24 protein-coding genes and 1 other RNA gene are annotated in these 23,742 nt (G+C 54.1%); 11 read left to right on the forward strand and 14 right to left on the reverse strand.

The genetic code is table 11. The features are described 5' to 3' along the window. Positions 1-94 precede the first annotated feature (94 nt). From rpiA to zapA, 4 genes are all read right to left on the reverse strand, one after another. On the reverse strand, positions 95-748 hold the full coding sequence (gene rpiA / locus DW350_RS02275) for a ribose-5-phosphate isomerase RpiA (protein ID WP_115717300.1): 654 nt from the start codon (positions 746-748) through the stop codon (positions 95-97). A 35-nt stretch (positions 749-783) separates the two neighbouring features. Then, positions 784-1,356: a 5-formyltetrahydrofolate cyclo-ligase gene (locus DW350_RS02280; protein WP_115717301.1), complete on the reverse strand. Its 573-nt coding sequence runs from the start codon at positions 1,354-1,356 to the stop codon at positions 784-786. An 8-nt stretch (positions 1,357-1,364) separates the two neighbouring features. Continuing rightward, a non-coding RNA gene (gene ssrS / locus DW350_RS02285) (6S RNA) lies at positions 1,365-1,547 on the reverse strand. Then, positions 1,546-1,857 (reverse strand): cell division protein ZapA, encoded by a 312-nt coding sequence (gene zapA / locus DW350_RS02290; protein ID WP_115717302.1) that lies wholly within the window; start codon positions 1,855-1,857, stop codon positions 1,546-1,548. The genes ssrS and zapA overlap by 2 nt, the downstream gene beginning before the upstream one ends. A gap of 154 nt (positions 1,858-2,011) precedes the next feature. Between zapA and DW350_RS02295 the strand changes: the two genes are divergently transcribed. From DW350_RS02295 to DW350_RS02325, 7 genes are all read left to right on the forward strand, one after another. Then, positions 2,012-2,584: a UPF0149 family protein gene (locus DW350_RS02295; RefSeq protein ID WP_192954778.1), complete on the forward strand. Its 573-nt coding sequence runs from the start codon at positions 2,012-2,014 to the stop codon at positions 2,582-2,584. Positions 2,585-2,588: 4 nt separating this feature from the next. Then, a complete protein-coding gene (gene ubiH, locus DW350_RS02300) occupies positions 2,589-3,740 on the forward strand; it encodes a 2-octaprenyl-6-methoxyphenyl hydroxylase (protein ID WP_115717304.1) in 1,152 nt (383 codons plus the stop codon). Further along, positions 3,740-4,969, forward strand: coding sequence for an FAD-dependent monooxygenase (locus tag DW350_RS02305; protein WP_192954779.1), 1,230 nt, complete (start codon positions 3,740-3,742; stop codon positions 4,967-4,969). The genes ubiH and DW350_RS02305 overlap by 1 nt, the downstream gene beginning before the upstream one ends. Positions 4,970-5,074: 105 nt before the next feature. Next, positions 5,075-6,154, forward strand: a complete 1,080-nt coding sequence (gene gcvT, locus DW350_RS02310) for a glycine cleavage system aminomethyltransferase GcvT (RefSeq protein ID WP_115717306.1) — start codon at positions 5,075-5,077, stop codon at positions 6,152-6,154. A gap of 51 nt (positions 6,155-6,205) precedes the next feature. Next, entirely contained in the window at positions 6,206-6,595 is a 390-nt protein-coding gene (gcvH, locus tag DW350_RS02315) for a glycine cleavage system protein GcvH (RefSeq protein WP_115717307.1), read from the forward strand. Positions 6,596-6,660: 65 nt separating this feature from the next. Then, the gene (gene gcvP, locus DW350_RS02320; protein ID WP_115717308.1) at positions 6,661-9,552 is read left to right on the forward strand and encodes an aminomethyl-transferring glycine dehydrogenase; all 2,892 of its coding nucleotides are present in this window, start codon (positions 6,661-6,663) and stop codon (positions 9,550-9,552) included. A gap of 114 nt (positions 9,553-9,666) precedes the next feature. After that, the gene (locus tag DW350_RS02325; protein ID WP_336406966.1) at positions 9,667-9,888 is read left to right on the forward strand and encodes a helix-turn-helix domain-containing protein; all 222 of its coding nucleotides are present in this window, start codon (positions 9,667-9,669) and stop codon (positions 9,886-9,888) included. Here the strand turns inward: DW350_RS02325 and DW350_RS02330 are convergent. The 3 genes from DW350_RS02330 to DW350_RS02340 form a co-directional block, all read right to left on the reverse strand. Further along, positions 9,885-10,766: an alpha/beta hydrolase gene (locus tag DW350_RS02330; RefSeq protein WP_115717310.1), complete on the reverse strand. Its 882-nt coding sequence runs from the start codon at positions 10,764-10,766 to the stop codon at positions 9,885-9,887. The genes DW350_RS02325 and DW350_RS02330 overlap by 4 nt on opposite strands. Before the next feature lie 41 nt (positions 10,767-10,807). Further along, a complete protein-coding gene (locus DW350_RS02335) occupies positions 10,808-13,081 on the reverse strand; it encodes a FepA family TonB-dependent siderophore receptor (RefSeq protein WP_115717311.1) in 2,274 nt (757 codons plus the stop codon). Between the two features lie 122 nt (positions 13,082-13,203). Continuing rightward, complete coding sequence (locus tag DW350_RS02340; RefSeq protein WP_115717312.1) at positions 13,204-13,677, reverse strand: L,D-transpeptidase family protein; 474 nt, start codon at positions 13,675-13,677, stop codon at positions 13,204-13,206. Between the two features lie 311 nt (positions 13,678-13,988). Between DW350_RS02340 and DW350_RS02345 the strand changes: the two genes are divergently transcribed. Both DW350_RS02345 and DW350_RS02350 read left to right on the forward strand, forming a co-directional pair. Further along, a complete protein-coding gene (locus DW350_RS02345) occupies positions 13,989-14,321 on the forward strand; it encodes a hypothetical protein (RefSeq protein WP_115717313.1) in 333 nt (110 codons plus the stop codon). Positions 14,322-14,334: 13 nt separating this feature from the next. Beyond that, the gene (locus DW350_RS02350; protein ID WP_115717314.1) at positions 14,335-14,928 is read left to right on the forward strand and encodes a hypothetical protein; all 594 of its coding nucleotides are present in this window, start codon (positions 14,335-14,337) and stop codon (positions 14,926-14,928) included. 26 nt (positions 14,929-14,954) lie between these two features. Here DW350_RS02350 and DW350_RS02355 read toward each other — a convergent pair whose 3' ends face one another. Together DW350_RS02355 and DW350_RS02360 are read right to left on the reverse strand one after the other, a co-directional pair. Beyond that, entirely contained in the window at positions 14,955-15,557 is a 603-nt protein-coding gene (locus tag DW350_RS02355) for a LysE family translocator (protein WP_115717315.1), read from the reverse strand. Then, complete coding sequence (locus DW350_RS02360; protein WP_115720532.1) at positions 15,554-16,015, reverse strand: GNAT family N-acetyltransferase; 462 nt, start codon at positions 16,013-16,015, stop codon at positions 15,554-15,556. The genes DW350_RS02355 and DW350_RS02360 overlap by 4 nt, the downstream gene beginning before the upstream one ends. Positions 16,016-16,097: 82 nt before the next feature. On the opposite strand from DW350_RS02360, the gene DW350_RS02365 reads away from it, so the two are divergent. After that, positions 16,098-17,480, forward strand: coding sequence for an aminotransferase-like domain-containing protein (locus tag DW350_RS02365; protein WP_192954780.1), 1,383 nt, complete (start codon positions 16,098-16,100; stop codon positions 17,478-17,480). Here the strand turns inward: DW350_RS02365 and zapE (DW350_RS02370) are convergent. Next, the gene (gene zapE / locus DW350_RS02370) at positions 17,460-18,569 is read right to left on the reverse strand and encodes a cell division protein ZapE (protein ID WP_115717317.1); all 1,110 of its coding nucleotides are present in this window, start codon (positions 18,567-18,569) and stop codon (positions 17,460-17,462) included. The two genes, DW350_RS02365 and zapE (DW350_RS02370), sit on opposite strands and share 21 nt — an antisense overlap. A gap of 47 nt (positions 18,570-18,616) precedes the next feature. Further along, the gene (zapE, locus tag DW350_RS02375) at positions 18,617-19,705 is read right to left on the reverse strand and encodes a cell division protein ZapE (protein WP_115717318.1); all 1,089 of its coding nucleotides are present in this window, start codon (positions 19,703-19,705) and stop codon (positions 18,617-18,619) included. Between the two features lie 99 nt (positions 19,706-19,804). Between zapE (DW350_RS02375) and DW350_RS02380 the strand changes: the two genes are divergently transcribed. After that, a complete protein-coding gene (locus DW350_RS02380) occupies positions 19,805-20,236 on the forward strand; it encodes a hypothetical protein (protein WP_115717319.1) in 432 nt (143 codons plus the stop codon). 54 nt (positions 20,237-20,290) lie between these two features. On the opposite strand, the gene ahpF is transcribed toward DW350_RS02380, so the two are convergent. From ahpF to DW350_RS02395, 3 genes are all read right to left on the reverse strand, one after another. Further along, on the reverse strand, positions 20,291-21,835 hold the full coding sequence (ahpF, locus tag DW350_RS02385) for an alkyl hydroperoxide reductase subunit F (protein ID WP_115717320.1): 1,545 nt from the start codon (positions 21,833-21,835) through the stop codon (positions 20,291-20,293). Between the two features lie 105 nt (positions 21,836-21,940). Beyond that, positions 21,941-22,507 (reverse strand): alkyl hydroperoxide reductase subunit C, encoded by a 567-nt coding sequence (ahpC, locus tag DW350_RS02390; RefSeq protein WP_115717321.1) that lies wholly within the window; start codon positions 22,505-22,507, stop codon positions 21,941-21,943. 230 nt (positions 22,508-22,737) lie between these two features. Next, positions 22,738-23,706 carry a 2-hydroxyacid dehydrogenase gene (locus DW350_RS02395; protein WP_115717322.1) on the reverse strand — a complete coding sequence of 323 codons (969 nt, stop codon included), beginning with the start codon at positions 23,704-23,706 and terminating at the stop codon, positions 22,738-22,740. Positions 23,707-23,742: the final 36 nt, after the last annotated feature.

Raw genomic sequence — 23,742 nt, forward strand, 5'->3', positions numbered from 1 at the left:
GGACTCTTACTAAAAAAAGGCTTTCTCCTGGTGGTGGCGCGATGAGGCGCAATGCTCGCCAGGGGTTATAGACGGCCAGATGGCCGAACTAAAGTCAACGAATTTTTACACCATCTTGAGTGCCAATCAGCACAACGTCAGCGCCGCGCGCGGCAAAAAGCCCATTGGTGACCACACCAACAATGCTATTTAGCTTGGCTTCAAGGGTAACGGCGTCGGTAATTTTAAGGTTATGGACATCCAGAATAATATTGCCGTTGTCGGTAACAACACCTTGGCGATAAACCGGGTCACCGCCTAACTTCACCAGCTCGCGAGCCACGTAAGAGCGCGCCATGGGGATCACTTCTACCGGCAGTGGAAAGTCGCCCAATACGTCTACGGTTTTGCTGCTATCGACAATACAAACAAACTGCGCCGCGACGGCAGCCACGATTTTCTCGCGGGTCAGGGCGGCACCACCACCTTTGATCATGTGGTTTTTGCTGTTGATTTCATCGGCGCCATCCACATAAACCGACAACTCCGAGACACTGTTTAAATCCAGTACCTCAATGCCCAAGGCTTTGAGTTTTTCTGTGGAGGCCTCAGAGGACGATACCGCGCCTTTTATGTGATCTTTCATCGAACCCAGCGCATCAATGAAATGATTAACCGTAGAGCCGGTGCCAACACCAACAATGCTGTCTTTGACCACATAGTCCAGTGCTTTCCAACCAACGGCTTTTTTCAGTTCATCTTGTGTCATTACCTGGGCTCCAAGGGAAAAGGGCAGGCATTATATCAGCAACGAAAACGTTTGATCGCTTTTGGTGTGACAATGATGCCCAGCGGTTTATCCCAGCTCTCGGCGGGTAACGCTGGGTGTTGCTGGCAGTCATGGGCAAGGCCGATGATAGGTCCTTGATAACGTTCTAAAGTGCGGTCGTAAAAGCCGCCGCCCATACCGAGCCGATGGCCGGCATCGTCAAAAGCAACCAGTGGCGTAAACACCACATCAACCGCATGGGTTGGCACCACCTGCTGCACATCAAGCACCGGCTCGGGGATCCCAAACCGGTTTGCACTCATGTCTTGGCCGGGGCGATAGCGTAAGAACAGCAATTGGCCTTGGTGAAAGGGGTGCAGTACCGGCAGCAGCACCGACTTTGCTTGTGCCAGCAAACTGTGCAGCAGCGGTTCTGGGTCCAGCTCGCCGTCATTGGCTAAATACAGTGCCAGCGTTTTTGCTTTAGCCACTTCGGGCAGTGTTAAAGCGTGTTTCGCTGTCGCTGTGGCGGCGTTTTGTTGTTGCTGGGGGGAGAGGGCGCGTCTTTGCTCGCGAGCCCAACGGCGGATCTGGTTGCGGTCGTTCATCTTAAAAAAAGGGCCCCGGAATGCCGCTGCGGATTTTAGCCCTTGAACCCAATGGTTCAAGGCGGGCACTTAGTTACCGCCGTAGGCGTCTCAGTACGGGCTGAGCTTGCTCAATAGCGGCAGAGAAAGCACCCTTCGGTGTAGATATCGGCTCAGGGACATAGATCCACTGGCAAACATCCCAGGGACTTATTCTTTTGCCTGGTGAACCAAGGCCTGCTCAATCGTTTGTTGCAGTGTCTTGATTTTTGAATCCATGGCATCAGCATACTCACGGCTGCGCGCCTCAGCAAGGCGAAGCTCGTGGGTTAAGTTGAGTGCGGCCATGGTTAGCAATTGTTCGCGGTTGCCTAGGTCGGAATTTGACCGTAAATATTTGAGGCGGTCATCAAGAGCCCGCGCGGCTTCTTCCAAGGAGGCTTCTTGTCCCTTGGGGCAGGCAACACGAAAGCGTCTGCCTAAAACCACGATTTCCAATGTCTCTTGCAACGAGTCTGCCATGCAGTGTCCTTAGGGTCTTGAGTCTGCATCCGATAGCGCCGCTCTAAGGTGGCGCACTATAGCGATGCCATTGCGTTGGATCAAGGGATGGGCTGGCTGATGAGCGCATCCTCTGTGTTAGGATAGCGTCCTATCCCCTTGCTGGAAGATGAATATGAGCCAGAACGGCCATACGCCTAATCAATATGAAAGCATCGCCCGCTTGTTGGCTAGTCACCAAATCACCGCTTCTCCTGCCGAAATGCACGGTATTTTATCGGGCCTTGTGGCCGGGGGCTTGGAAATGGATGGCAAAAGTTGGTTGCCTCCACTTTACGATTTAACCAATAACGGCTTGGCCTTTACCCAGGCTATTAAAGATGTGCTGGAACCGCTGTACCAGCGCCTTTGCCAGCAGCTGGTTGACAGCAACTTCGAGTTTGAAGTGTTTTTACCCGACGACGACGAGCAGCTGCCTGACCGCATTCAAGGTTTGGTGGACTGGACTCAGGGTTTTCTTGCCGGTTACGGCGTGCAAGTTGGGGCCGTTAAGGTTAACGACGACCTTACCGAAGCACTGCAAGACCTGGCTGAAATTGCCAACCTGTCCACTGAAGTGGATGACGATGACGACGCCGCTGAAGCCGCCTTCATTGAAGTAGAAGAATACCTGCGAATGGTCGCAATGTTGGTGTTTAACCACTTTGGCAAGCGCCCGGGCGGCGAGACGAAACCTACTGTGCATTGATGTGATGAAACTGGATATTCTCATTGTCGGCGGCGGCATGGTGGGGGCTACTCTCGCCTGGGGGCTGGCCCGCCGGTTTGACCACTGGCAAGTCGGCATTGTTGACCCGGCCAGCTTTGAACAAAGTGTGCAACCGAGCTTTGACGACCGGGTTATCGCCCTCTCTGCCGGTTCGGTGGCGGGGCTGGAGCAGCTCGAACTGTGGCCAGAAGTGGCTGAACACGGCCAAGCCATTGAGCATATTCATGTTGCCGAAAAGGGCGGTTTTGGCCGCGTACAGCTGCATACCGACGATTACGCTGTTAAGGCGTTGGGGCAGGTAATACCGGTGCGGGCGATAGGCAAGGTGCTGCGCGATAAATTAAATTGCCAGTGGTTTTGCCCAGACCGCATTGCCTCTTTGTCACGTCAGGCCGATGGCTATCAAGTCACCTTGGCGTCCGGGCAAACACTTCATACCAAACTGCTTGTCGTGGCCGACGGTGGCCAGTCACAAACGCGCCGTCTGCTTGGCATTGAGGCCAGTGACAAGCCGTATCGGCAAAGCGCCATTATCGCCAATATCAAAACCGAAAAACCGCACCAAGGCTGGGCTTTTGAGCGGTTTACCGATAGTGGCCCGTTAGCACTGCTGCCGATGACCCAAGGGCGCATGAACCTGGTGCTCTGCGTGCGTCCCGACGACGTTGATGCCACCTTGGCGATGCCAAAAGCGGATTTTGCCAAGCTGCTACAGCAGCGCTTTGGCTGGCGCTTAGGTGCCTTTACCGATATTGGCGAGCGTCACTGCTACCCGTTGCACCTGATTGAAAGCGCCAGCTTACGTGCCGACAGAGCGGTGGTGCTGGGTAACGCTGCTCACAGCTTGCATCCCATTGCTGGCCAAGGGTTTAACTTAGGGCTGCGTGATGTGCTGGCGCTGCTGGAAAACCTCGACAGCCAGGACCCGGGTGCCTGGGCCGGTTTGGCCCGCTGGGAGCAGCAACGCCGGGGCGACCTGGGCCGCACCATCGCCACCACCGATCTGTTGGCCCGGTTATTCACCTGGGACCTTAAATCGCTTTATCTTGGCCGCAATGCCGGCCTTGGCCTTTTGAATCACCTGCCGGTTGCCAAGCATAAGCTGGCCTGGCAAATGCTTGGATGGGAAAACTGATGGCCTTTATTGAAGCCCAGGTAACCGTGATTGGCGGTGGCATGGTAGGCGCTGCGCTGGCATTGATGCTGGGACGCGGCGGCGTCAAAGTGGTGTTGGTGGACGGCGTTGAGCCGACTGCTGATTTTGGCCCGGTGGCCGACACCCGCGTTAGCGCCATTTCCGAAGGCTCGCGCCGCATTTTAAGTGGCCTTGGTGCCTGGTCTCACATTGCCCGCAAAGGGCCTTATCAGGCGATGTCGGTATGGGAAAAGGACAGCTTTGGTAAGCTTGATTTTGCGGCCGATGATGTCAAAGCCGACGTCTTAGGCCATATCGTTGAAAACCGGCAAATTCAATGGGGGCTTTGGCAAGAGCTACGCCAATGTCCGGCCATTACCCTCAAAGCGCCAGCAAAGCTCACTACCATCAATGAAGGTGAGCAAAGCCTGATGTTAAGCCTGGATAACGGCGACATGGTCTCAAGCCGTTTATTGGTGGGCGCAGATGGCGCTAACTCGCAGGTGCGCAGCCAAATGGATATGCCCATCGTTTTTCACGACTATGGCCACCACGCCTTAGTGGCAACCGTGGAAACTGAACTGCCCCACCAAGGTTGTGCCCGGCAAATTTTCCGCCCACAGGGGCCGCTTGCCTTCCTGCCGTTATGGCAGCCCAAGCAGTCCTCCATTGTCTGGTCCACCGTGCCGGAAGAAGCCGAAGCGTTAATGGCCATGGACAAGGCGGATTTTGCCAATCAGTTGCGGCTGGCGTTTGATAACCGCCTAGGGGCGGTAAGTATCCTGAGTGACGTTCAGCGCCTGCCGCTCATGGCGCGTTACGCGCGCGACTTTGTAAAAGCGCGAGTGGCACTGGTAGGCGATGCGGCCCATACCATTCACCCCTTAGCAGGGCAGGGCGTTAATTTGGGGCTAGCTGATGCCTTGGCCCTGGCTGACAAGGTGTTAGACGCTGTAGCTAAAGAGCAAGACCCAGGCACGCTAAAAGTGCTGGCTCCTTATGGCCGGGCCCGCAAAGCGGCGGCAATAAAGATGCTGGGGGCCATGGGTGGGCTTAAAACCCTGTTCGGCAATGCCAACCCATTAGTCAAGCTAATGCGAAATGTGGGCTTGTCCGGGGTGGGTTCCCTGTCGCCAGCTAAGGGGCTTTTTATAGATGAGGCAAGAGGTATGGCGGTGCTTGAGCAGCTAGAAACTCTGCAAGAAAAGCATCAAATATTCTCACATTAAATTGTTGGAAGGGCGGCGTTATAATGCCCTGCCACCCATGGCAGGTAATCGTTTTCTTTATCTGTCAGCCTGGGCACCAGACTTGATTAGATAAAGGGAAACACGATGACCCAAAAAACCGTGCTTTTTGATGCCCACGTTGCCTGTGGTGCCAAGATGGTCGACTTCCACGGCTGGGATATGCCGCTGCATTACGGCTCCCAGATTGAGGAACACAAGGCAGTGCGCTCTGACGCCGGTATGTTCGATGTTTCCCACATGACAGTGGTTGACCTCAAAGGCCCGCAAACTCGTCAATTCCTGCGCCACCTGTTGGCAAATGACGTTGCCAAGCTCACCGTGCCTGGCAAAGCGCTTTACACCGGCATGCTCAATGAAAACGCCGGTGTGATTGACGACCTTATCGTTTATTTCCTGTCTGATGAATTCTTCCGCCTGGTGGTGAACTCCGCCACCCGCGAAAAAGATCTCGCTTGGATAGCCAAGCAGGCCAGCCCTTATGACGTTACCGTCACCGAGCGCCCCGAGCTGTCGATGATTGCCGTGCAAGGCCCCAATGCCAAAGCCAAGGCTGCCACCGTGTTTAACGCAGAGCAAAACGCCGCTGTGGAAGGCATGAAGCCCTTTTTTGGCGTGCAAGCCGGCGACCTTTTCATTGCCACCACCGGTTACACCGGTGAGGCTGGCTACGAAATTGTTGTGCCGCAAGAACAAGCCGTGGCCCTTTGGAATGCGCTACTGGAAGCGGGCGTAAAGCCAGCGGGCCTGGGCGCGCGTGACACCCTGCGTTTGGAAGCCGGTATGAACCTTTACGGCCAAGACATGGACGAAACCGTGTCGCCGCTGGCTGCCAACATGGGCTGGACCATTGCTTGGGAACCCCAAGACCGTGATTTTATCGGCCGCCAAGCCCTGGAAGCGCAAAAAGCCAATGGCACTGCGCAGCTGGTGGGCTTGGTAATGGAACAAAAAGGCGTGCTGCGTCACGGCCAAAAAGTAGTAACAGCGGCTGGTGAAGGTGAAATCACCTCCGGTACCTTTTCCCCAACCCTGGGTTTTGCCATTGCCATGGCCCGGGTACCTGCCGGTGACTTCACCGATGCCCAGGTAGAAATTCGTAATAAGTTGGTGGATGTGAAGGTGGTCAAACCCGCCTTCGTGCGAAACGGCAAGAAGGTTTGCTAACCTAAGTCAGTTCACCCGACTCAGGCCTTTTTTTAAGGAACGGAATACACAATGAGCAATATCCCTGCTGATCTGAAATTTACCGCCTCCCACGAATGGATCCGCAAAGAATCCGACGGGACTTACACCATCGGCATCACCGAGCATGCACAAGAGCTGCTGGGCGATATGGTGTTTGTTGAACTGCCAGAAGTGGGCAATACCGTGAACTCCGGTGACGACGTTGCCGTTGTTGAGTCCGTTAAAGCGGCCTCTGACGTTTACAGCCCACTGACCGGTGAAATCGTTGCTGTGAACGAAACCCTCGAAGACGCGCCTGAAACCGTAAACAACGAGCCTTACACCGACGGCTGGTTGTTCCGCGTTAAAGCCACCGACGAGGCCGAACTCAATGAACTGCTGGACGCCGAAGGCTACCAGAACGTCATTGACGAAGAATAAGCTACGTTATTGTTGTTCAAAGCCCCGGCGTCTGGCCGGGGCTTTGCTTACCATCAGAGGTGAACATGTCTGATACCCGCCGCTCCTTGACCGAACTTGAATACAAAGACGCTTTTATCGACCGTCACATTGGCCCGGATACTGCTGAAACTGCCGCCATGTTGGCAACCATCGGCGCGCCTTCCGTTGAAGCGCTGATCGCCGAAACCGTACCCGGCTCCATTCGTCTGGATAAAGGCTTGGCCATTGGTGCACCCAAAACAGAAGAAGAAGCACTGGCTGAACTCAAGGCGTTGGCCGACAAGAACAAAATGTTCAAGTCCTATATCGGCATGGGTTATCACCCCACTCTGACGCCTAACGTTATTTTACGTAACGTCTTGGAAAACCCAGGTTGGTACACCGCTTATACCCCGTACCAGCCGGAAATTGCCCAGGGCCGTTTGGAAGCCATTCTGAACTTCCAACAACTCTCTATGGATTTAACCGGCATGGACCTGGCATCAGCCTCCCTGCTGGACGAAGGTACCGCTGCTGCCGAAGCCATGGCGCTGGCTAAACGGGTATCTAAAAGCAAATCTAACACCTTCTTTGTTGACGCCGAATGCCACCCGCAAACCGTGGGTGTGGTGAAAACCCGCGCCAGCGCCTTTGGTTTTGAGGTGGTGGTAGCACCGGCAGCGCAAGCAGCCGGTATGGATATTTTCGGTGCGCTGCTGCAATACCCTGGCACCACCGGTGACGTGGTTGACCACAGCGACCTTATCGCTGCTATTCAGGCGCAAAAAGGCATTGTGGCCATAGCTGCCGACATTATGAGTCTGTTGCTGTTAAAAGCCCCTGGCCACTTCGGCGCCGATGTGGTGCTGGGTAGTGCCCAACGCTTTGGTGTGCCCATGGCTTACGGTGGCCCCCACGCTGCATTCTTTGCTACCCGCGATGCCTACAAGCGCTCCATGCCGGGCCGGATCATCGGTGTGTCGAAAGACAGCCGTGGCAAGCCTGCACTGCGTATGGCCATGCAGACACGCGAGCAGCATATCCGCCGCGAAAAAGCCAACTCCAACATCTGTACCGCCCAGGTACTGCTGGCCAACATGGCCTCCTTCTATGCCGTCTATCACGGTCCAGAAGGGTTGAAGCGTATCGCCCAGCGTATTCACCGCTTGACCGATATCCTGGCGCTGGGCCTTAAAGAAAAAGGCTTAAATCTTGCCAACAGCCATTGGTTCGACACCTTAACCGTGAAGGTTCAGGATAAAGCCGCCACCCTGGCTGCCGCCGAAGCTAAGGGCGTTAACCTGCGCCGTGACTTAGACGGTGCTGTCGGTGTGAGCTTGTCTGAAGCCACCACCCGCGAGGACATCGCCGAGCTTTTTGCCATTTTCCTGGGCGACAATCACGGCCTGAATATCGAAAGCCTGGATGGCCGCATCCAAGGCGGCGAGCTGGACTCCATTCCTGCTGCGCTCAAGCGAGAAGATGCCGTGCTGGCGCACCCGGTATTTAACCAGTATCACTCGGAAACCGAGATGCTGCGTTACATCAAACGTCTTGAAAACAAAGACTTGGCGCTTAATCACTCCATGATCAGCCTTGGCTCTTGCACCATGAAGCTAAACGCCACCGCTGAGATGATCCCGATCACTTGGCCCGAGTTTGCTTCTTTGCATCCCTTCTGCCCGAACAATCAGGCCGAGGGTTACCATGGCATGATTACGCTGTTGGCCGATTGGCTGGTGAACATCACTGGTTATGACCAAATTGCCATGCAGCCTAACTCCGGCGCCCAAGGCGAATATGCAGGCCTCTTGGCTATTCGTGGCTATCACGAGTCTCGCGGTGAAGGCCACCGTAATGTCTGCTTGATCCCAAGCTCTGCCCACGGTACCAACCCGGCTACCGCGCAGATGGTGTCTTACAAAGTGGTTGTGGTGGCCTGTGACAAGCAGGGCAACATTGACCTTAACGACCTTCGCAGCAAGGCCGAAGAAGTGGCGGATAACCTGGCCTGTATCATGGTTACCTATCCGTCTACTCACGGCGTGTACGAAGAAACCATCCGCGAAGTGTGTGACATCATTCACCAGCATGGTGGCCAGGTTTACATGGACGGCGCCAACATGAACGCCCAGGTGGGCCTGACCGCGCCGGGCTTTATTGGCTCTGACGTGTCGCACCTTAACCTGCATAAAACCTTCTGTATTCCTCATGGCGGCGGCGGCCCGGGTATGGGCCCTATTGGTGTCAAAAACCACCTGGCGCCTTTCGTGCCTAACCACAGCGTTATGGCGCTCGACGGCCCACATGCTGAAAGCGGCGCTGTAGCGGCTGCGCAGTATGGTTCTGCTGGTATCCTGCCGATCTCCTGGATGTACATCGCCATGATGGGGTCTGTGGGTCTGCAAAAAGCCACTGAATACGCCATTTTGAATGCCAACTACGTGGCGAAAAGCCTGGGCGACAAGTTCCCCGTGCTTTACAGCGGTCGTAACGGCCGGGTGGCTCACGAGTGCATCTTGGATCTGCGGCCTCTGAAAGAGGAAAGCGGCATTAGCGAAATGGATGTGGCCAAGCGCCTTATCGATTTTGGCTTCCACAGCCCAACCATGTCATTCCCGGTTGCCGGCACCTTGATGGTTGAGCCGACCGAATCTGAGTCCAAGGCTGAGCTGGACCGTTTTGTCAGCGCCATGACCGCCATTTATGAAGAAATTCAGAAGGTGGCTCGCGGTGAATGGCAGCTGCAAGATAACCCGCTGGTCAATGCGCCACATACCCAAGATGACGTGATGGACCCGAACTGGAACCGTGGCTACGAGCGCGCTTTGGCGGTATTCCCCAACGAAGATGTGCGCCTCAACAAGTTCTGGCCCACCGTTAACCGCATCGATGATGTCTACGGCGACCGTAACTTGTTCTGTGCCTGTGTACCAACCGAGGCCTACGCCGAGTAAGGTCACAACGGATAAAAAGCCCGCCAAAATGGCGGGCTTTTTTGATCTAGAAGGTTTTTTCTCCAGGCGCCTTGCCGCAAAATTAGCCGTCAGCCAAAAAGGAGTTGCTTGACAGTGACTGATACAACTGAAGCCTTTCATGCCGAGCGAATAAAAGCCATTAGAGCCAGTACTGGACTGACTCAAAAGGCTTTTTCTGAAATGATTGATGTCAATATGGGCACGTTGCGCCATTGGGAACAAGGGCGCCGGGTTCCAACAGGCCCGGCTTGTGCCATTTTGCGGGCCTTGGAAAACGACGTTGGCCACGTCATGGCGGCGCTCAATAAGGCCTAATCTTCTAGGTGGCCTTGTGCCAGTCGCAGGGCCGGTAATAAAGAGGCATTGAATAACGGACCATGGCTAAGGGCCGGATATTCGCGATAATGGCTGGTTACCTTTTGCTTAGCGGCCAACATTCTTGCTGCCGCAAGTGCTGCCTCATCCATTCCCTTGTTCTGTGTTGCCCCTGCTGGCCGTGATGGGCCTTTGGCGCTGGCGTGCATCACTAAGACTTGTGCCTGCTTATTCGCCCCCTTAAAAGCGCGAAGTCTTGCCATCATCTCGCCCTGCTGCCACCACAATGCCGGATCGGCAGCGGCATAAGCCTGGAAGCTGTCTGGTGCCTGCGTCAGGACATAGAGCACAAATAGGCCACCAAAGGAGTGGCCCCAGAGCGTTTGCTGTTTAGGGTTAACGGCGACATTTTTCACTACCAGCCTTTTAATAGGGCCATTTAGCAGCGCTAAAAAGGCATCGGCGCCACCACCATGGTAGCGGCCCTTTACCACTTTGCCGTCCAGGCGCGGCGGGGTGTAGTCAACAGTGCGGGCCTTAACATCAAAACGAAGCGGCGTTTGATAACCGACGGCGACAATCACTGGTGGCTTGGGTAGTTGCCCTAAAATGTGGTCATTAAGGCCAGCAAGGGCGGCATTTCCGTCCAGCAGGTAAAGTACCGGGTAGCCGCCTTTGGGCGGCTTTTTATTGGGGATAGCAATCACAACTTGATAATGGCGCTGGCCATCTTTTGATGCCAAGGCGTGTTTACTGAAGTGGTAATAGTGCGAGCCGGTGTCGGCAATGGTGGGGCCCAATGGTTTGCTCAGATCGGGCACGGCAAATACGTACAATGGCAGCCAAATTAGCCAACTCAGTACCAGTAACGGTTTCATTTTTACTCCTAAAAAAGCCCGCCATGTGGCGGGCTTTTCGGTTAGAAGGCGTAAGTTGCCTTGGCGTAAAAGGCTCGGCCCGGTTCGTTGTAACTGTTGGCGCCCTGACTGCCGTCGGTTGCCTCGCGGTACAGGCGTTTGTCACCGAGGTTGGTGACACCAAACCCAAAGCGCAGTGCCTCGCTAAAGCGGTAATTGCCACCGACATTAAAGAGGTTGTATGGCTCGCGTACTCGCAGGTAGTCGCCAGTGGCTTCGGCCCCGGTAAAGGTGGTGGTTTTTGGCTTTTGCTTACCGTAACGGGTGGCGGTGAGGTTAAAGGCCAGGTCATCAGTTGCTTGCCAGTTCAGCATTGAGTTGATGGTGTAACGGGGAATAATTGATAGCGGCTGGTCGGTATCGAGGTTTTTATTGTCGCTCATGTAAGTGACATTGGTATTCCAGTTAAGCACCTTGCCAGCTTCACCGAGCAGCGGCACCTTCAGATTACCTTCTACCCCTTTAACCAGCGCTTTGGAGGCGTTATCCCACTGCATTACCCAGGCACCGCTACTGAGCTGGCCGGTGGGTACGTCGCCGGCGACGATTTTGTTTTTATAGTCATTACGGAAATAGGCAACGCTGGCAGCCCAGCCTTGGTGGTGATACTCAATGCCCAGCTCTTTGTTGATGCTGGTTTCCTGTTTGAGATTGTCATTACCCAGGATGTAGCAGCCACCCCCGGTGCTGGGGTAGTCAGACGGGCAGCCGTTACCTTTGGTGTAGTAAAGGTAATTAGGGTTGCTTTGGTAAAGGTTCGGGGCTTTAAAGGCCTTGGCGATACCGGCGTGAATGCTTAAATCATCGGTCAGGTTATAAGAGGTGCTGATATAGGGGCTAACGTTGCCACCAAAGTCATCGTAGTGGTCAAAGCGCACACCCGGAGTCAGCATCCAGTTAAGGCTCAGCTCAATATTGTCTTCGGCATAAAGGGCGTAGTAATCGGTACTGATTTTACCGCTACGATCACTGGTACTGATGCCGAGCTCGGCAGCATTGGCAGCAGACAGCGACTGCGATGTGGCGTAGGGGTCGTCTAACTTATCTTGGCCCAATTCAAAGCCGAGGGTTGCCGTTTGGTCCATGCCCCAAAAGCGCAGTGGAATGTCACTGCTGCCGGTTACCATATAGGTTTTATAAGTGGACGTAGACCAGGCATTTTCGTCGGTAATGGTGCCTTCACCACCCCCTGCCAAGCCTTCATCAAGACGGTGGTTACGCGTCTGTTCGTAGGAAAAAATCAGGTTGGTATTCCCCCAATCCCAAGTGCCGCGGTGAGCAACAGAAGCGGTAGCGCGATACAAAATATTGGTTTCTGCGCCTTCCTGGCCAAGCTCTTGGGTGGTGGTGCCGGTTTTGGTGGTCGCAATCTCTTGCTCACCGGTATAGATGTTGCCTTGACGGCTAAAGGCGGTTTCAAATTCCAGCACTTGGCTTGGGGTTAAATCCCAGCGCAGCAGGCCGTTAATGTCTTTGTTACGCACCCCTTCACGGCCCGCCGGGGAAATACCGCCACTGGTGTAAGCGGCGTTAATGTCGTGGCTGTCAGCATTGGTGCGGTTGATGTTGCCATAGAGGCGGAAGCTCAGATCTTTGGTTAAGCCACCTGCCAGGTTGAAGTCGGCGCGGCGGGTGCTGCCTTCTTTATCTGATTGTGGCTCATTGGCATACAAACTAACTGAACCGGTCAGTTTTTTCGTTGGGCGCTTGGTGATGATATTAACCACGCCACCGGCGGCGCCGGAGCCATAACGCGCCGCAGCTGGGCCACGTAATACTTCAATGCGCTCCACTGCTTCAACTGGCACCCAGTTGCTGTCGCCACGGGAGTTCCGCTCGCCAGATTTACCCATCCTTACCGATTGGCGGGAACTGACCGGTTTGCCGTCAATCAGAATTAAGGTGTTTTCCGGGCCCATGCCGCGAATGTCAATTTGGCGGTTGTTCCCGTATTGGCCAGATGCACTATTACCGGTGAGGTTAACGCCGGGCATGCGGCGAATAAGGTCGGCCAGGTCGTTGGCCGGGGGGTAACGGGCAATGTCTTCAGCGGTAATAACAGACACCCCAAGCGATTGCTTCATCTGGTCTTCAGCGGTGCCGACCACAGTGATTTTTTCATCTACCTTGACGGCTTTTTTCGTCGTAGAGGGGCTATTAGCGGCGCCGTTATTGGCGGCAGCAGTGTCAGCTGGTGTGGCATGGGCGAAAACAGAACATAAAGCCAAAGTTAAAGCGCTAGCAACAGATACAGAGGCCGGTATGGGGCGAGCCATCTTCATCTCTCCTTGAGTTAATGCAATTGAGTTTTTAAATGATATTTATTATCAATTGCGCGCAAGGTACGCCGATGTTGACGCTATGTAAAGTCTGAAGTGGGCAAATTTAACGAATGTGATTAAGGGTAAATAACAATAGGTGTGCCCGGACGCACCGACTGCCACAGTTGGTCCATATCGGCATTGAGCAGGGCAATGCAGCCGTTGGTCCAGTTAGAAGGTTGTACGCGGGGGTTAAAACCGTTGCGCTGGCCATGGATCATGATGCGCCCGCCAGGGTTAGCAATGCCTTTGGCTTTGGCGCGGGCCATGTCAGCGGCGCTGGGGTAGCTGATATGAATGGCTTTATAAAAGGCGGAATCGGGCTTTTTATAATCCAAATAGTAACGCCCCTCAGGGGTTCTTTGGTCGCCTTCTTCGAGCTTGGGGCCGTAAGGTGCGGGGCCAAGGGCAATCCAAAAGCGTTTCAGTACTTTACCGTTTTTGAGCAATGACAGGCTGTAGGTGGATTTGTGCACCACCACCATGTCGGCCACCGGCATGGCTTGGCTTAAGCAAGGGACAAGCAGTACGAGATAAAGCAAAAATCGCATCGGTCATCGGTAAAGGTTGTTTATATTTTATTCATCATAACGGGCTTTTTACGGAATGAAATCCCCAAGGGCACATTTTTAAAAGGTTTGATGGAAAGTGAATGTTCACCTTTAGCTTAAGGCCAGGGCTAAAAAGGCTAACGGCTATGGCAATACCGTCATTTTTCGCCGCTAGGCTTAGGGCAAATGCTCGGCGCTTTACCGTAAATTAGGCATCGGTCAAAGAATTTAACTAAAGCGTGAATTCTCTGGCGCCGAGAGTGTCTATCAAGGGCCTTGTGTGAATAAAAAAGGCGGCGCCAGGAGAAAACATGTACCAAACGCAACATAAGCAACGACTGTGGCTAGCGGCAGCAATACTGGGCGTGTTGTTGCTGATAACGGGATGCAACAGTACCGCCGAAACCGCAAATGGGAATTTGTCTTTTTCCGAAGACAATAACACCTATTTGTTGGTGACCGATGCCAACGAGGGGCGTTGTAAACCCCTGCTGTTTGACGGTTCCCCTTGGGTGCATGGTTTTGGAGAGCGGGTTGCCATTACACCGGGTAAGCATGTACTTTCTTGCGGCACAACGGTTACTTTTAATGTGCCAAAAGGCACCGTATTTCACTTTAAGCACTGGCAGCCGTCCCTCGGCTGAGTGAAGGTTTTTGATGAAAAAATTCGCTTTGGCGCTGGGCGTCATGACGTTGGCGACCCTGACATCCCTATTGTCTTTACCCGTAATGGCTTCTTCCGCGGCCTGTCAGGTCAATACCAAGAAAGAATTGTCTTTGGACGAAAAGCATTTTGACCAGAGTCTTCAAGCAGGTTGGCGGGTGTTGGCGCGCCAACCCAAGTGCCGGGAAGCGGCCGCTGATCTTATCGAGGCTTACCGTAAGGCGCACCATTCCAAGTCAATTACCCTGGCTTGGCACGAAGCCCAAATGCGTGCCATGGTTGGCCAAAATGACAAGGCCGTGGCCCTGTTCAAGCAAGCCAAGCACCCCAAAGCCGACCCTTTCGGCTGGAATCTCTATGTCGATGCCACAGTGGCTTTTTTGCAAAACAACAAGCCGCAGCTACTTAAAGACCGTAAGGAAATGATGGCCCTGCCAAGGCCTAAAGGTTACTTGCCAGCCGGCAAGGTGGCCAAAGACAGTGACTTAAAATGGCCCCTTTATATCGACAAGGTCGATGCCTTCGTCAGCTGTTTTGGTAGTTCCTACCAGCATGCTTACAGTGAGTGCAGCGCACCTAAAAGCTAAAAAACGGGCCTTTAGGCCCGTTTTTACTACCAAAAGATCAACACCACCGTCGCGGCCGTTAACCCGCCCATACCGCGAGCAAACCACTGTTGGCGACGGGCGCTGTGAAGCAGTTTGCTAATACTGACGCCAAAGGCTATCCACATCATGTTCATCAGCGAGCCGGTGAGATTCCAGGCTAATACCAGCAACAGGATTGACGGCCAGTAACTGTCCCCAGGCAAGCTAAAGGCACTCACCGAGGCCAGACTGGTAGCCCAAATCTTCGGGTTTAAAAACTGAAACAAAGTGGCACCAATGACGCCAAGGGGCTGCTGTTGTGCTGTTGTCTTGCCTAGGGTGGCCTTGCTTATTTTCCAGGCCAAATACAAAAGGTATATGGCAGCAACCACCTGCAACACCAGGTGCACGTTCGGGTAGCGGTTTAATAGCTCACCGAGGCCCGCCGCCACGCCCAGTAACATGGCACTGGTGCCAATACGAATGCCAAGCCAAAAGGGCAGACTTTTTTTCAGGCCAAACTGGGCGCCGCTGGCGGTTAGCAGCATGTTGTTGGGGCCAGGGGTGCCGGTGGCCGCTAAGGTAAACACCAAAGCGGCCCCAAAGCTGGCGATAAGTTCATGGGTCATGGTGCTTCCTTTATTGTATGGGTGCAATTTTGGTAAATGTTGAGCCGATGCACCTCCAGCAGGTTTTGCGGCGAGGTTGGCGCCTTAAAGCCCAACTGCTGGTACAAGCTGTGCGCATCGCGTGTGGCCAGTAAAATGCGCCTCAGCTCCAGTGCCCAAGGCTGCGCAAAAACCTCGGCTAGCATCCATTTGGCGAGGCCTTTTTTACGCTGACTGGGCAAAACGAATACGTCGGCAAGGTAGGCAAAGGTCGCGTAGTCAGTTATTAAGCGGCCAAAGGCAATTTGCTCTGCTCCTTTAAAGAGCCCAAAGCAGTATGAACCGGCCATGGCGCTGGCAACCTGTTGGCGAGAGATCCCTGCCGACCAATAGCACTGGCTGAGAAAACCGTGGATCACATCCAACTGCATCATGGCGTTGTCGTCACTGAGTAATACGTCACCCTTATGTGTCCACATCTTCCCTCCGGCTGGCATTTACGGTTTGGCTCTGTCAAAATCATGCAATTGTTCTGTTTTGTATGGCAACAATTTTATTGTTATGGTGACAATCTGGACGCCCGACCTCAGCCCTTTTAACGGCCCCAAATACCTGGCCTTAGCCGACGCTATTGCTGCTGCCATTGCCAGCGGCGAACTCGTGGTGGGGGCAAAGCTGCCACCGCAGCGGCAGTTAGCAGACAGACTCAAGGTAACGGTGGGCACCGTTACCCGCGCCTATGACGAGGGGCGTCGCCGTGGCCAGTTAGAAGCCAGAGTGGGCAGTGGCACCTATGTGAAAGGCCCCGACCAGCCGGTGCCGATTGTTCCTGCGGGCGGGCCTTTGGCTCTGGATGGCGCCATGGCTCCTTTGGGACCGCAGGCACAGATGATGAGCGAAGCCATGCAATCTTTGGCCAAAGACAGTCATTGCCTTTACCAATGTTTGCCCTACCCACAAGACAATGGCCTTGGCCATCAGCGCCAAGCCTTTTTGCGTTGGCTAAACGATGCGCAGGGATTGCCAGTGAGTGATGAACAGCTGCTGCTGACCTGCGGTGGCCAACACGGCATCTCGGTGACTCTCGAAGCCTTATGCGAAGTGGGCGACACCGTGCTTTGCGAGGGAATGTCGTTTCCCGGTATTCGTATGGCTTGCGAGCGCCAGGGGCTCAAGGCGGTTGGGCTGGCCATGGACAGTGAAGGTCTTGTACCTGAAGCACTAGAAGCAGCCTGCCGCCAATACCGGCCACGGGTGCTGTATCTGACGGCCAATCTGCAAAATCCCAGTTGCGTGACCATGCCCAAAGCGCGGCGCCAAGCCATTGTTGCCCTTTGCCGCCGCTTTGACGTGTGGGTGGTAGAAGACGATGTGCAGTTTGTTGATCCCGCTAACAAGCCACCGGCATTTTTCAGTTTGGCACCGGATATAACCGTTTTTATTTCCAGTTTTTCAAAGCGTTATAGCGGTAGCCTGCGGGTTGGTTTTTTACTGTTTGACGCTAAACTTCGCCAGCGCTTGCTGTTTTGCCTGCGCGCCTCGGTGTGGACGGTGTCATCCTGGCAGCTTGAATTGGTGAGCCGTTGGCTTAGCGACGGCCAAATGCAGCGTTTAGAAACCTGGCTAAGCGAAGAAATGCGGGCGCGTCGCCGCCTTTGCGAGCGCATTTTAGGGCCGGGTTTGCTGCAAGGTGATGCCAGCAGTTTTAATTGCTGGCTGGCACTGCCGGAGCCCTGGCGGGCTAATGACTTTGCCCGGGCGGCGCTAGAAATGGGGGTTAAGCTTCGTACCGGTGAAGACTATGCCATTGGCCGCTTTGCGCCACCCCAAGGGGTACGACTTTCCATCAGCCAGCCGGCAAGTCATGCTTTGCTGGAAGAAGCGCTAACGGCGGTGAAAAAGCTCTTGGATGACGGGCCCGGTTTAAGCCAGGCCATTCTCTAAGTATTGGGCAGACTGCATTTCGGTTAGCCGGCTTAGGGTGCGGCGATACTCAAAATTAAGGGTATCGCCTTGGTAGAGTTCGGCTGGCGGTAGTTGCGTTTCCAAATACAGCGCTACGCCTTGGTCATACAGCTCGTCGACCAAGCTGATAAAACGCCGCGCCGGGTCGTCCCCTTCGGCATAAATAATGTGCCGCTCGCCGGTTTCGGTGGCAACAACGCCATCTTCGGTGCCGCGGGCCTTGATCCATTCATGGGCGCGGCCGCCGAGTAAGGGCACGCCAGTGACTAATACCTGGCGAAACTGGCTGGCCAAATCGATGTAATCAAGGGCTGAACGCGGGCCATTGCACAGTACCTGAAAGTCCATCCACACCGTTTGTTCACCGCACTTAATCGCGTCTAAGGTACGGCCGCAAAGCTGCACATGCTGGCGCTGCTGAGGCCTTGGCTCAAGGCGAGAAAATAGCTCCGTAAAATCCTCTTCGCCCGGGCGAAAACAGGTTTTTATTACCGACAGGTGGCGCAAGCGATGGTCGGCACCGCCCTCTAAATGCAGCGCTTGGCAATGGTGTTTCAGTAAGGCAATACCCGGTAAAAAGCGTTCTCGCTGCAGGGCCTGCTGGAACAGGTTATCGATAGCCACATTAGAGGTAGCCACCAGCACCAGGCCCTTAGCAAAAAGGCTCTCAAACAGGCGGCGAATGAGCATGGCATCGCCGATGTCTGAAACAAAAAACTCATCAAAGCACAATACCTTACAGCTGCGGCTAAGCTCGCTGGCAATGGCTGCCAGCGGCTCTTGCTGGCCACTGTGCAGGTTAAGCTGCTGATGCAGCCACTTCATAAAGTGGTGAAAGTGCTGGCGGCGAGTTTGCGCTGGGGGCAGGGCGTCATAAAACCAGTCCATCAACATGGTTTTGCCGCGGCCCACATCACCCCAAAGATAAAGCCCCTTGCTAGCGCTGCCCTCTTTTAGCTGCTGGTAGAGTGTTTCGAGCGCCTTTGCTGCCGCCGCTTGCGCCGCATCGGCAGCAAAACCGGGGGTGTTGAGTTGGGCCTGATAGCGCTGAAGGGGTGATAAGGTCATGGCATTTGGTAATAAAGAGACCCTGGGATCATACCTTGGTTACGTCTTTATTGCCGCAGATACTGCGCCGACTGCATTTCGGTAAGCCGGCTTAGGGTGCGCTGGTATTCAAAGGCCAGTACGCCTCCCCGGTAGAGCTCGTTTAGCGGCGCCAGGGTTTCCAAATACAGCGTCAGGCGCCGGTCGTAGCATTCATCCACCAAGTTTAATAACCGCCTGGCCGGGTCATCGCCCAAGGCATGGTGGGGCCAGGCGGGAAACGGCTCAGTAAAAGCTGGCCCTTGGCTTTTCAGCCAGTCGCGGGCACTACCACCCAAGTAAGGCACCTGGCTTATCAGCAGCACCTCAAAGCGATTGGCAAGTTCAATGTAGTCTTGCGCTGAAAAGGGCTGGTTGCATAGCGCCTCAAAGGAAAACCAACCGATTTTAGCGCCATGGCCCAGGCTTGCGAGGGGCTGCCCACCCAATGTTAGGGCCTCCATGCTTGGCGCCGGTGCTAACTTGGCAAAGAGCGCCGCGAAGTCTTGTTCACCGTGACAAAAACAGGTTTGCACACTGTCGAGCGGGCGCTGGCGATGGTCTTGCTGGCCATCAAGGTGCAGCACTTGGCAATGCTGCTTGATAAGGGCAATACCCGGGGCGAAACGGTCGCGCTGAAAGTGATTTTGGAACAATTCCCCTGGGGCTTTGTTGGATGTGATAACGAGCACCACGCCTTCGGCAAACAAAAAGTGCAGTAAGCGCTGAATGAGCATGGCATCACCTATATCGGTGATAAAAAACTCATCGAAACACAGCACCCTACAGCGCTGTCTTAGGCTTTTTGCAATATAGGCCAGGGCATCGGGGCGGTTTGCCTCGGCCTTCATTTCGCCATAAAGCCATTTCATAAAGTGATTGAAATGCAGCCGCCGTTTACGTGGCTCTGGCAAGATTTGAAAAAACAAATCCATCAACATGGTTTTGCCGCGGCCCACGTCTCCCCACAGGTATAAGCCGTTAGCTGTTGCCTTTTTCTTGTCCAGTTTCTTTAGCAACGCGTCGAAAGCATCAATGGCGGCTAGCTGTGCGGGGTCGGCAACAAAGTCCTGACGCTGGCAAAAATCAAAATACGGCTTTTTTAACGACAACTTCATGATCTGGATAAGGGTATGGCGCCTGCGAGTTTGCCATTATCGTCGCAGATGTTTTTTTGATAAAGCAAAGCCTGGCTCTGCGCCCGGATGGAGATGAAAATGCAAACAGATGCTACCTACAAACCACTGTGGTTCGTTGTTTTTGCCTGGGTCATGGTGATGTGGAACCTCTTGGTAGCAACCACCTTTATCATGCATTTTATTGCCCAGCCCAGCACCGCCAAATTGGCCTCAGGGCAAGAGGCGCTTTATCAAAACGAGCCTTGGTGGTCATTGCTGGCCTTTGGGGTGGCAGGCTTTGCCGGTTTATTAGGGGCCGGTGCGATGATGCTGGGTAAACGCTGGGCGATGCGCTGTTATATGGTGTCGCTTATTGGGGTGTTGGTGCAGCAGTTCTACACCTTTTATCTAACCGATGGCCTGACCGAAATGGGCAAAGCGGCCCTTGCCATGCCGGCTTTTGTGCTGGTGCTGACGCTGCTGCAAATTGGTGTTGCCAGCTTTGGCAATATCAAGCGCTGGCTTGTGTAATTTCGCCATAAAAAAGCCGCCTTAATGGCGGCTTTTTTAACGGCGAGCGAAGGCTTATTCGCTACGAATGAGGTAATCAAAGGCACTCAGGGCAGCAGTGGCGCCAGCACCCATGGAGATAATGATCTGCTTGTAAGGCACGGTAGTTGCGTCGCCCGCGGCAAAAACGCCGGGCAGCGAGGTAGCCCCTTTAGCGTCAATGATCACTTCACCAAAACGGGTCAGCTCAATCTCGCTTTCCTTCAGGAACTCGGTGTTGGGCACCAAGCCTATCTGTACAAAGACACCGGCCAAGTCCAGTTTTTTGCTGTCACCGCTGACACGGTCGGTGTACGTCAGGCCATTAACCTTGCTGCCATCGCCCAAGACTTCGGTGGTTTGGGCATTGACGATAATGTCGACATTGCTCAGGGAATTGGCTTTTTTCACCAGCACTTCGTCGGCGCGCAGTTTGTCGGCAAATTCCAGCACGGTAACGTGCTCAACGATACCGGCCAAATCGATAGCCGCTTCAATGCCGGAGTTACCGCCACCTATAACAGCCACTTTTTTGCCTTTAAAGAAGGGGCCGTCGCAGTGCGGGCAGTAGGCCACACCTTTGGTTTTGTACTGCTCTTCACCGGGTACGCCCAGTGGACGCCAGCGCGCACCGGTGGCCAGCACTACACTGCGGCCTTTAAGGATGGCCCCGCTTTCCAGCGCGACTTGTACTTCGTTGTCACGGCTGACATTAGCCACCCGCTGGCCGGAAATAATATCAACGCCGTATTCTTTAACGTGCGCTTCCAGGCTGGCGGCCAATTTTGGACCTTCGGTATAAGGCACGGAAATAAAGTTTTCAATGCCCATGGTGTCCATCACTTGGCCACCGAAACGCTCCGCTACCAAGCCGGTGCGAATGCCTTTACGGGCAGCATAAATGGCAGCGGCTGCGCCAGCTGGGCCACCACCGACAACCAGCACGTCGTAGGTTGCTTTTTCACTCAGGGCTGCGGCTTTTTCTTCCGCGGCGCCGGTATCAATTTTGGCGACAATTTCTTCCAAGGTCATGCGGCCTTGGCCAAAGTGCTCACCGTTTAAATAAACAGATGGCACTGCCATAACTTGGCGTTCGTCGACTTCATCTTGGAACAGGGCACCGTCAATCATCACGTGGGTGATGTTGGGGTTGAGGTTCGCCATCAAGTTCAGTGCCTGCACCACATCCGGGCAGTTGTGGCAAGACAGGGAAATATAGGTTTCGAAATGAAACTCGCCCTTGATGTTTTTGATTTGCTCCAGCAGGGCCGGGTCAGCTTTAGACGGGTGGCCACCGGCTTGCAACAGTGCCAGCACCAGCGACGTAAATTCGTGGCCCATGGGAATGCCGGCAAAATGTACCCGCGGTGTTTGGCCTTTCGGCGCCACACTCATGCTGGGGGTACGTTTAGCCTCGGCTTCAATCAGCGCAATTTGGCTGGACATGTCCGCAATTTCGCTGACCAGCTCTTTGAGTTCTTGACCCTTGGGGCTGTTGTCTGCGGACACGCTAACGTCGATTGGCTGCTTGATGTTCTGCAGGTAGGTGTCCAATTGTTTCTTCAAATTAACGTCTAACATGATGCGTGTCCTATGCAGTAAAGGTGAATTTTGGGCGTAAAAAACCCGGCCCGCCAACCGGGTGTGCGTTAAAACACCTCAGCGGGCCGGGTTTCATAAAGGGACTTAGATCTTACCGACCAGGTCCAGAGAAGGAGCCAGAGTAGCTTCACCTTCTTTCCATTTAGCAGGGCAAACTTCGCCTGGGTGCGAGGCTACGTATTGAGCCGCTTTGATTTTGCGCAGCAGGTCAGAAGCGTCACGGCCGATGCCTTCAGCAGTGATCTCAGCGGCTTGGATAATGCCTTCTGGATCGATGATGAAAGTGGCACGGTCAGCCAGGCCTTGGCCTTCACGCAGCACACCAAAGTTGCTGGTGATGGTGGCAGTTTGGTCGCCTACCATGTAGTAGTTGATTTTGCTGATGGTGTCAGAGCTGTCGTGCCAAGCTTTGTGGGTGAAGTGGGTGTCGGTGGACACAGAGAATACTTCAACGCCCAGTTTTTGCAGCTCTTCGTAGTGGTCAGCCACGTCGCCAAGCTCGGTTGGGCAAACGAAAGTGAAGTCGGCAGGGTAGAAGAAGAATACAGCCCATTTGCCTTTAACGTCGGCTTCAGTGATGTCTACAAATTTACCGTCTTTAAAAGCAGTTGCTTTAAAAGGCTTGATTTCAGTGTTGATAGATACTGACATGTCGACTCCTCGATAAAATGTCGTGAATGAAAGATTCCCTAAAACAGCCTCTATCCTACCGCGAAACAATAATCGATTTAAATTCTTAAATTAAATCGTTGTGTTCGGGTAATTCGATTAAACGTTTTAGGCAATTCCTTGTGAATGAATCAGTTGCCACGCATTCTGACACAGCCCAATAGCCATGTCGTGGCAAGGGTTTCTATCATCGCAATCGATTAATGACAACCTTATGACCAGAGCTCCGTATTCACCAGACTTTGCGGCTTTTCGCCAGCCATGGCTTGGTGGAAGTTATCCATTGCCAGCCGCGCCATAGCGTTACGGGTTTGGGCGGTGGCAGAACCAATATGCGGCAGTGTTACCACGTTAGGCAGTGCAAATAACGGTGACTCGGCTAAGGGCTCACGTTCATAAACGTCCAAGCCTGCGGCGCGGATTTGCTGGGTTTGGAGGGATTCAATCAAGGCCGCTTCGTCAACCACAGCGCCACGCGCCACATTGATCAGAATAGCGTCGGCTTTCATCTGCGCCAGTTGGGCTTTGCCAATCAGTTGGCGAGTTTGTGGCCCAAGCGGAACCACGAGCACCACGAAATCGGCTTGCGCCAACAAAGTGTCAAGCAGGCAGTAGCGGGCATTCAGTTCGGCTTCCAGTTCGGGTTTTGGGCTGTTGGCGGTATAGAGTACCGGCATGTTAAAGCCAAAGTGCCCGCGCCGAGCAATGGCGGCGCCTATGCGGCCCATACCGACAATACCCAGGGTTTTATGGTGAATATCAACGCCGAAAAGGTCAGGGCTTAGGGTGCGCTGCCAGTTACCGTTTTTGGTCCAGGCATCCAGTTCTGGTACCCGCCGCGCCGCGCTCATCAGTAGCGTAAAGCCCAAATCAGCGGTGGTTTCGGTCAACACATCGGGGGTGTTGGTGAGCATAATGCCGCGCTTGGTGAGGTAGGGCAGGTCGTAGTTGTCATACCCTACTGATATCGAGCTAATTACCTTAAGGTTCTTCGCCTGCGCGAGTTGGGTTGGCCCAAGCTTGCGGCCAACACCAATCATGCCTTTGGCGGTGGGTAAGGCTTTGGCGTACTGCGCTTCAATGTCGCCTTTTGGGTCCAGCACAGTGACGTTGTAGCGGGCTTTGAGTTCAGCAAGGTGCTCGTCGCTTAGGCGACTAAACACAAACACATCGGGTTTCATGGCGGTTACCTCCTCAGCCAGATTGACCCAGACTAC

The sequence above is a fragment of the Gallaecimonas mangrovi genome (genome assembly GCF_003367375.1).
Classification (GTDB): domain Bacteria; phylum Pseudomonadota; class Gammaproteobacteria; order Enterobacterales; family Gallaecimonadaceae; genus Gallaecimonas; species Gallaecimonas mangrovi.

Coding starts and splice junctions, on each gene's coding strand:
- rpiA (WP_115717300.1), bottom strand. CDS start 748: ATGACACAAGATGAACTGAAAAAAGCCGTTGGTTGGAAAGCACTGGAC.
- DW350_RS02280 (WP_115717301.1), bottom strand. CDS start 1,356: ATGAACGACCGCAACCAGATCCGCCGTTGGGCTCGCGAGCAAAGACGC.
- zapA (WP_115717302.1), bottom strand. CDS start 1,857: ATGGCAGACTCGTTGCAAGAGACATTGGAAATCGTGGTTTTAGGCAGA.
- DW350_RS02295 (WP_192954778.1), top strand. CDS start 2,012: ATGAGCCAGAACGGCCATACGCCTAATCAATATGAAAGCATCGCCCGC.
- ubiH (WP_115717304.1), top strand. CDS start 2,589: ATGAAACTGGATATTCTCATTGTCGGCGGCGGCATGGTGGGGGCTACT.
- DW350_RS02305 (WP_192954779.1), top strand. CDS start 3,740: ATGGCCTTTATTGAAGCCCAGGTAACCGTGATTGGCGGTGGCATGGTA.
- gcvT (WP_115717306.1), top strand. CDS start 5,075: ATGACCCAAAAAACCGTGCTTTTTGATGCCCACGTTGCCTGTGGTGCC.
- gcvH (WP_115717307.1), top strand. CDS start 6,206: ATGAGCAATATCCCTGCTGATCTGAAATTTACCGCCTCCCACGAATGG.
- gcvP (WP_115717308.1), top strand. CDS start 6,661: ATGTCTGATACCCGCCGCTCCTTGACCGAACTTGAATACAAAGACGCT.
- DW350_RS02330 (WP_115717310.1), bottom strand. CDS start 10,766: ATGAAACCGTTACTGGTACTGAGTTGGCTAATTTGGCTGCCATTGTAC.
- DW350_RS02335 (WP_115717311.1), bottom strand. CDS start 13,081: ATGGCTCGCCCCATACCGGCCTCTGTATCTGTTGCTAGCGCTTTAACT.
- DW350_RS02340 (WP_115717312.1), bottom strand. CDS start 13,677: ATGCGATTTTTGCTTTATCTCGTACTGCTTGTCCCTTGCTTAAGCCAA.
- DW350_RS02345 (WP_115717313.1), top strand. CDS start 13,989: ATGTACCAAACGCAACATAAGCAACGACTGTGGCTAGCGGCAGCAATA.
- DW350_RS02350 (WP_115717314.1), top strand. CDS start 14,335: ATGAAAAAATTCGCTTTGGCGCTGGGCGTCATGACGTTGGCGACCCTG.
- DW350_RS02355 (WP_115717315.1), bottom strand. CDS start 15,557: ATGACCCATGAACTTATCGCCAGCTTTGGGGCCGCTTTGGTGTTTACC.
- DW350_RS02360 (WP_115720532.1), bottom strand. CDS start 16,015: ATGTGGACACATAAGGGTGACGTATTACTCAGTGACGACAACGCCATG.
- DW350_RS02365 (WP_192954780.1), top strand. CDS start 16,098: ATGGTGACAATCTGGACGCCCGACCTCAGCCCTTTTAACGGCCCCAAA.
- zapE (WP_115717317.1), bottom strand. CDS start 18,569: ATGACCTTATCACCCCTTCAGCGCTATCAGGCCCAACTCAACACCCCC.
- zapE (WP_115717318.1), bottom strand. CDS start 19,705: ATGAAGTTGTCGTTAAAAAAGCCGTATTTTGATTTTTGCCAGCGTCAG.
- DW350_RS02380 (WP_115717319.1), top strand. CDS start 19,805: ATGCAAACAGATGCTACCTACAAACCACTGTGGTTCGTTGTTTTTGCC.
- ahpF (WP_115717320.1), bottom strand. CDS start 21,835: ATGTTAGACGTTAATTTGAAGAAACAATTGGACACCTACCTGCAGAAC.
- ahpC (WP_115717321.1), bottom strand. CDS start 22,507: ATGTCAGTATCTATCAACACTGAAATCAAGCCTTTTAAAGCAACTGCT.
- DW350_RS02395 (WP_115717322.1), bottom strand. CDS start 23,706: ATGAAACCCGATGTGTTTGTGTTTAGTCGCCTAAGCGACGAGCACCTT.